Annotated in this window: 5 protein-coding genes; all 5 read right to left on the bottom strand. The window is 70.0% G+C overall.

The genetic code is table 11. From position 1 onward, the window contains the following. Positions 1 to 2,038: TonB-dependent receptor family protein (locus P3W75_RS12730; RefSeq protein ID WP_276227707.1), on the bottom strand; the 2,038-nt coding region annotated here is incomplete at its 3' end. A 450-nt stretch (positions 2,039 to 2,488) separates the two neighbouring features. Beyond that, on the bottom strand, positions 2,489 to 4,201 hold the full coding sequence (locus tag P3W75_RS12725) for a dipeptide ABC transporter ATP-binding protein (RefSeq protein ID WP_276227706.1): 1,713 nt from the start codon (positions 4,199 to 4,201) through the stop codon (positions 2,489 to 2,491). After that, positions 4,201 to 5,058, bottom strand: coding sequence for an ABC transporter permease (locus tag P3W75_RS12720; protein WP_276227705.1), 858 nt, complete (start codon positions 5,056 to 5,058; stop codon positions 4,201 to 4,203). The genes P3W75_RS12725 and P3W75_RS12720 overlap by 1 nt, the downstream gene beginning before the upstream one ends. After that, positions 5,055 to 6,041 (bottom strand): ABC transporter permease, encoded by a 987-nt coding sequence (locus P3W75_RS12715; protein WP_276227704.1) that lies wholly within the window; start codon positions 6,039 to 6,041, stop codon positions 5,055 to 5,057. The genes P3W75_RS12720 and P3W75_RS12715 overlap by 4 nt, the downstream gene beginning before the upstream one ends. Further along, a partial coding sequence (locus tag P3W75_RS12710) for an ABC transporter substrate-binding protein (RefSeq protein ID WP_276227703.1) occupies positions 6,038 to 7,631 on the bottom strand: 1,594 nt, incomplete at its 5' end. The genes P3W75_RS12710 and P3W75_RS12715, both read right to left, overlap by 4 nt.

Below are 7,631 nucleotides of genomic sequence, written 5' to 3'. Positions count from 1 at the left end.
CGAGGCCGACGTAGGCGCCGATGCCATCGCCGGGATAGAACGCGGCGGCGTCCTTGCCCTTGGTGTTGTATTGGGGGGCGATGGCGGCGACGTACTTCTCGTTGGCGAGGTTCTTCAGGTCGAGGGAGACCTTCCAATCCTTCTTCGGCGCCTCGTAGCCGACGCCCGCACCGAAGAGGGTGTAGGAGGGCGCGTAGAAGCTGTTGGCGTAGTCCACCGCGGTGCGCGACGAGGAGGTGACGTTGACCCCGCCGTAGAAGCCGCTGGGGTGCTGATACTGCAGCTCGCCCTGGTAGAAGTGCTTGGGAATCCCCGGCAGCTGGTTGTCGCCGAAGGTGTCGTCGTGGCGGTAGTAGAAGTCGCTGTAGGTGTAGGCCTGGCGCAGGCTGACTTTCTCGCCGACGGCGTTCTCCCAGAGCAGGGTGTTGAGCCCGGCCTCGACGCCCTGGTGGATGGTCGGGCTGTCGGCGTTGAAGGCCGAGGTCACGGCGGCGCTGGTGGAGGTGGCGGGGATGATCTGCACGTTCAGCAGTTCGTCGTGGATCCACGAGCGGTACAACGCCAGGCTGCCATCGAAGATGCCGTGCGAGCCCTTGATGCCGAATTCCACCGTGTTGGCCTTCTGCTCCACCAGCGGCTTGACGAACGGCGTCGCGGCCGCAGAGTTGGAGTATTGCCAGGAGGCCGGCGGGTCGATGGAGCGGCTGACGTTGCCGAACAGTTGCAGCTCCGGGGTCAGCTGGTAGCGCAGGCCGATGCGCGGCGCGGTGCTCCAGTTCTCGTAGGTGTCCTTGCTCGGGAAACTGGTGGTGTTGGCCGTGTTCACATACTTGATGTCGGTGCTGCGGCGCACGTTGATGAACGACAGACCGGTGGTCAGCCAGAGGTCGTCGACCAGTTCCAGGTCGTTGCCGAAGGAGAACACGTGGTCGAAGGACGACCCGTAGTCCACCACCTTCACCGGCACCTTGCTGGCCCGTGTCGAGTCGACTCCGCCCTTGAGGTGCTCGGTGGAGGTGAAGCCGGCGCTGGAGCGGCTTTCATGGCCGAACCACTGGTCCGTGCGGTTGTAGTTGAGGACGAAGCTCAGGTCGTGCCAGTCCCAGAAGCTTGGGTTGGTCGGGCTGTTCGGGTTGTTGTTGTGCGGGTAGTCGTAATAGACCACGCCGAAGTCGAGCTTGGCGTCGTCGTCGAAGGTGTAGGTGGTCTTGCTGCCGACCCAGGTGCTGCCCGGCCGCCGTGCGCCGGCGCCGCTGCTGGCGGCGGTGGCGCTGGCCTTGTCGGGGTTGTGCTTGACCTGCGCCAGGGTGGTGGCGCTGGGGTCGTTGTGGTACTCGTCGCGGTAGCGCAGCAGCAGGCGGGTCTGCAGTTTCGGGTTGAAGCTGTAGCCCAGGTTGAGCACCACGCCCTGGCTCTTCGACAGGCTGTAGTCGCGGTAGCCGTCGTTGCGGTAGTTGTCGACGTTGGCGTAGTAGTCCAGGCCGCCGGCCACGCCGCCGGTGCTCAGCACCTGCTTCTGGTAGCCGTAGCTGCCGGCCTCCACCCGCAGGCGGGTGCCGGGCGCGGTGTAGCCGGTCTGGTTGACGAAGTTGACCGCGCCGCCCAGGGTCAGCGCGCCGTACTGGAAGGCGTTGGCGCCACGCAGGATCTCGGTGTAGTTCACCCCCGAGCCGTTGAGAAACTCGTAAGGGGTGCCGCCCGGGCCGGTCAGCGGCAGGCCGTCGAAGAGGAACTTGATGCCCTCGCGGAAGTAGCCCGGCGAGGTGTTGGCGCCCGAGCCGCGGATGGAAATCTTCGCCGCGTCGTTGCCGCCGGTGGACTGCACGAACACGCCGGGCTGGTAGGCCAGGGTGTCCTGCAGGGTGGCGGTGCGGCCCTTGGACAGCTGCTCGCTGTCCACCACGCTGACCCCGCCGGGCACTTCGGCGAGCTGGCTGCGCGCCGCCTGGACCGGGGTTTCCTTCTGCGCCTGCACGACTACGGTCTGCAGGCGCGTGCCGCTGCCGTCCTGGGCGTCGCCGCCCGTCGTATCGGCCATCGCCTGGCTCCCCACCAGCAATGCCGCCGACCCCAGAGTCGCTGACCAGATGCTCGCCCGGCGAACCGCCAGGGCCAGTTTTCCCCACTCACTCCCAGAATAATTAACGGACAACTTCTAACCCTCGATGAATAGACAGAATGATCGGCTTTCTATTCGTATAGTCATGCTCCACTGTGACTTCAGCAGAAGTCGTGCCAATTAATTAAATCGTTATTTATCAATATCTTGAGTGTTGTTGCTGGTGATTGTTGCTTGCGCGGGATCAACAGCTGCTGATGCTCTGTTGGTTTGTGAGCAGTGGTTGGGTTATATGCAAATAACGTGATGTTGGATGGCGCAAAGTTGTGTCGCGGGGAGTGGGGAAGTTGTGGTGCTTTTTGTAGGAGCGAGCTTGCTCGCTCCTACAAGGAGCAGTGCGGCGCAGCCGGCAAGACAGTCGCTTGTGGGTCAGACCGCCAGGCCCCAGAGCCAGCGTTCTTCGAACGGCGGCGCCAGGTCGACGCTGGTCGGCGCCAGCGGTGTCGGGTGGGGGCGGCCTTCGCTCGGCAGTTGTGGCACCGAGGCCAGCAGGCGCCGGGTGTAGGGATGCTGCGGGTCGCTCAGGACGGCTTCGGTGGGGCCGGACTCGACCACCTTGCCCTGCAGCATCACCAGCACCTCGTCGCTGAGGTGGCGGATCACCCCGAGGTCGTGGGAGATGAACAGGTAGGCCAGGCCCAGTTCGTCCTGCAGGTCGGCGAGCAGGTCGAGCACCTGGGCCTGCACCGAGACGTCCAGCGCCGACACCGGTTCGTCGCAGATGATCACCTTCGGCCCGCTGGCCAGCGCGCGGGCGATGGCCACCCGTTGCCGCTGGCCGCCGGAGAGTTGCAGCGGGCGGCGTTGCGCCAGGTCCGCCGGCAGGCGCACCTGGCGCAGCAGCTCGGCGATCCGCGCCGGGCGCAGCGGCGCTTCCACGCCGCCGGCCTGCAGGGCGTCGTCGAGCACCTGGCCGACATTCCAGCGCGGGTCGAAGGAACTCAGCGGGTCCTGGTAGATCACGCTGATGTCGCGCCGTCGCGGGCGCCGCTCGCGTTCGCTGACGCGCTGCGCCGGCGCCGCGTTCCACGGCTGGCCGGCGAAGCTGACTTCGCCGGCGTCCGGCTCCAGCAGGCCGAGGGCGATGCGCGCGGCGGTGCTCTTGCCCGAGCCGGATTCGCCGACGATACCCAGCGTGCGCCCGGCGTGCAGGCGGAAGCCGACGTCGTCGAGCACCTGCCGCCACTGCTGGTCGGGGCCGCGATAGCGCTTGCCGAGGCCGCGCGCCTCCAGCAGCGGTTCCGCCGCCTCGACCTGCGCGCGCCGGGGCGCGGGCGCCGCGCCAGGGCTGAGGCGGGTGCCGCGCGGGCGGTTGGCCGGCACCGCGTCCAGCAGGCTGCGGGTGTAGGGATGGCGCGGGGCGTGGAGAATCTGTTCGATCGGGCCCTGTTCCACCACCTCGCCGTGGCGCAGCACCAGCACCTCGTCGGCCAGCTGCGCGACCACCGCCAGGTCGTGGCTGATCAGCAGCAGCGAGTCGCCGCGATCCTTCACCTGCTGCAGCACGCCGAGAATCTGCGCCTGCACCGTGGCGTCCAGCGCCGTGGTCGGTTCGTCGGCGATCACCAGGCCCGGGTCCAGGGCCAGGGCGTTGGCGATCAGCGCGCGCTGGCGCAGGCCGCCGGAGAGTTGTTCGGAACGCTGCCGGGCGCGCAGTTCGGGCTCCGGCACGCCGACTTTCTCCAGCAGCTCCAGCACCCGTTGCGCGCGGCTGTGGCGGTCGCCCCAGCGGTGGGTGGTCAGCACTTCGAGGATTTCCCGGCCCACCGGGCGCAGTGGATCGAGGGACACCAGGGCGTCCTGCAGCACGAAACCGATCTCGCGGCCGCGCAGTTCTCGCCAGCGGCGTTCGTCCAGGGCCAGCAGGTCGCGCCCGGCGTACTCCAGGCGCCGCGCCTCGACCCGCGCGCCGGCGCCGGCCAGGCCCACCAGGCTGCGCGCCAGCACGCTCTTGCCCGAGCCGGATTCGCCGACCAGCGCCAGCGCGCGGCCCGGTTGCAGGGTGAAGGACAGGCGGTCGAGCACACGCTGCTCGCCGAAATGCACCGACAGGTCTTCGACTATCAGGGGTTGGCGCGGCATCAGCGGCGGCCCTCCAGGCGTTGTTGCAGGTAGCGCCCGGCGACGGTGGTCGACAGGGTGGTGAGGACGATGAACAGGCCGGGGAAGAAGGTCAGCCACCAGGCGTTGACGATAAAGTCGCGGCCCATCGACAGCATGGTTCCCCATTCCGGCGCCGGCGGCCGCGCGCCCAGGCCGAGGAAGCTCAGCGCCGAGGCCCAGACGATGGCGTGGCCGACGCCCATGGTCAGGGTGACGATCAGCGGGCGCATGGCGTTGGGCAGGATCTGCCGGCCGATGGTGCGCCAGGGGCCGTGGCCGAGGGCGCGGGCGGCTTCGATGTAGCCGGCGTTGCGCACCGCCAGTACCTGCCCGCGGACCATGCGCGCGTAGCCCGGCGCGCTGCCGATGCCGGTGGCGATGATCAGCGGGCCGATGCCGCTGCCGAAGATGGCGACGAAGAGCAGCGCCAGGATCAGGCTGGGGAAGGCGAACAGCACTTCCAGCAGCCAGCCGATGGCGCGGTCCACGGCGCCGCCGGCGAGGCCGGCGAGCAGCCCGAGGCTGATCGCCACGCTCATCGCCAGGGCGGTGGCGGCCAGGCCGATGGTCAGCGACTGGCGCGCGCCGTGGATGACCCGCGCGTAGATGTCGCGGCCGGACTGGTCGGTGCCGAACCAGTGGGCCCAGCCCGGCGCGCTGAATGCCTCGCGCGGCTGGATGGCCAGCGGGTCGCCGTGGGCGAACAGCTGCGGGACCAGCGCCGCGCTGACCAGCAGGGCGAGGAAGCCCAGCGCCAGCAGCGCCGGCCAGGGCAGGCTGCGCATGGCGCGGCGCGGCGCCACCGGCAGTTCGAGGGTGGGGGCGAGTTCGCTCATGCCGCGCTCCTTTGCAGGCGGGGGTCGACCAGCTCGTACAGCAGGTCGACCAGGATGTTGGCCAGCACGTAGCCGGCGGCGACCACCAGGGTGATGCCCAGCACCAGCGGCAGGTCCTGGCTCTGCACCGCCTGGAACAGCTGGCGGCCGAGGCCCTTGCGGGAAAAGATCACTTCCACCACCACCGCGCCGCTGAGCAGCGCGCCCAGCGCCCAGCCCGACAGCGAGATGGCCGGCAGCACCGAGTGGCGCAGGGCGTGGCGGTAGCGCACGGCGCGGTCGCTCAGCCCACGGGTGCGCGCGGAGAGGATGAAGGGCTGCTCCAGGGTGATCTCCAGCGCCTCGCGGGTGACCTGGCCGATGAACCCGGCCAGTGGCACCGCCAGGGCCAGGGCCGGCAGCACCAGGCTGCGCAGGCCGTCGCTGCCGGCCGGCGGGAACAGCCGCAGGCCGAAGGCGAACGCGGCCAGCAGGAGGATCGCCAGCCAGAACTGCGGCAGCGCCGCGGCCAGGGTTTCGAGCAGCGAGGCGAGGCCGCCGAACCAGTGGCGGCGGCCGGCGCTGAGCAGGGTCCAGCCGAGCACCATGAGCCAGGCCAGGGCCAGCGCGGCGAAGGTCAGCTGCAGGGTCGCGCCGGTCTGTTCGGCGAGGATGCGCGTCACCGGCAGGTGCTGCGAGTAGGACACGCCGAGGTCGCCGTGCAGCAGGCGGCCCAGGTGGATCGCGTACTGCACCGCCAGCGGCCGGTCCAGGCCGTACTCGCGGGTGGCTTCGGCGATGGTCTCCGGGGTGGGGTTGCCGCTGGGGCCGCCGAGGATCGCCAGCACCGGGTCGCCTGGCATCAGGCGCAGGGCGAAGAAGGTCACGCTGGCCGCGGCCCACAGCACCAGCAGGCCGCCGAGCAGGCGCCAGGTGGCGTGGCGGGCCAGGCGCAGCAGGCGTTCGCGGCGCGGGTCAGGGGTGGTGGACAAGGTCAGGCTCATGGGGTCACCCAGGCGTCATAGAGGGAAGTGACCGCCAGCGACGGCTCCAGGCTCACGCCATGGGCGCGCTTGTAGATGCCCAGGCGGGTGCTCTGCGGGTAGGTGGTCAGTTGCAGGTACTGGCTGGAGGCGAAGGCCTGCGCCTGGCGGTACAGCTCGCGGCGGCGCTCGGCGTCCTGGGTGGCCAGGGCCTGCTCGACCAGGGCGTCGAAGCGCGGGTCGTCGAGGCCGGCGGTGTTCTGGTGGTAGCCGCGCACCCCGGCCGGGCGCAGGAACGCCGAGCCGAAAATGATCCGCAGCACGTCCGGGGTGTTGGTGTTCCAGTAGCCCAGGCGGATGTCGTAGTCCCAGTCGGCCTGGCGCTGCTGGGCCAGCACGTCGCTCATCTGTTCGATGATCACCTCGAAGCCGGCGCTGCGGGCGGTGGCCTGCACCTGTTCCCAGAGGCTGAACTCCGAGGGCGGGGTGCGGTTGCCCATGATCACGTGGACCTGCAGGCGCTTGCCGGCGCGGCTGCGGTAGCCCTCGGCGTCGCGCGCGTTCCAGCCGGCGGCGTCGAGCAGTTGCGCGGCGCGCGCCGGGTCGTAGTCCTGGGCGTGCTCGAAGTCGGCGCTGTAGAAGGGCGTGGCGGCGCTGAGCGGGCCGCCTGCGCGGGGGAACTCGCCGAAGTAGACGCTCTTCAGCGCCGCGTCGATGTCGGCCGAGCGGATGAAGGCCTCGCGTACGCGGATGTCGTCGAAGGGCGCGCGGGTCATGTTCAGGGTGCCGTTGGTGGGGTTGCCGGGGCGCTGCGCGACCAGCAGCGACACCTCCGGGTTGGCCCGCGCGGCGGCGTGGGATTCCGGCGGCACGCTTTCGATCACGTCGACCTCGCCGGCTTGCAGCGAGGCGAAGCGCACCGAGGGTTCCTGGATGAACTTCCAGACGATGCCCTGCAGGTACGCCGGGCCCTGGTGCGCGGCGGTGGCCGGCGCCCAGTGGTAGTCCGGGTTGCGCTCCAGCAGCACCTGGTTCTGGCGGTCCCAGCGCAGCACCTTGAACGGGCCGCTGCCCACCGGGCTCTCGCAGTTCTCGTCGCGCGGACGGCGCAGCGCGGTGGGCGACTGGATGCCGAGGAAGCCCTGGGCGAGCACTTCGAGGAAGGCCGCGTAGGGCGTGGCCAGGTGCACCACGGCGGTGTGCGCGTCGACCACGTCGGTGCCGCGGTACTGGCGCACGTAGCCGCCGGCGGTGCTGGACTGGGTACGCGGGTCGAGCATGTGGTCGAGGTTGGCCTTCACCGCGTTGGCGTCGAATGCCGTGCCGTCGCTGAAGCGCACGTCGTCGCGCAGGTGGAAGGTGTAGGCGAGGCCGTCGGCGGACACCTCCCAGCGCGTCGCCAGCCAGGGGCCGATGCGGCCCTGGGCGTCCATCGACACCAGCGAGTCGAGGAACTGCCGGGCGAGGAACACCTGCGGCATGTCGCCGGCGACATGCGGGTCGAGGCAGATGGGTTCGCGGTCGGTGGCGTAGGTCAGGGTGCCGCCGCTGACCGGGGTGTCGCTGCGCGCCTGGGGTTTCTCCGGCTCGCGGCAGCCGCCGAGGGCGGCG

This window comes from Pseudomonas citronellolis (assembly GCF_029335315.1).
Lineage (GTDB): Bacteria > Pseudomonadota > Gammaproteobacteria > Pseudomonadales > Pseudomonadaceae > Pseudomonas > Pseudomonas citronellolis_A.
Note: the sequence above shows the minus strand (reverse complement) of the source record. Positions and strands in the feature narration are given on the sequence as shown.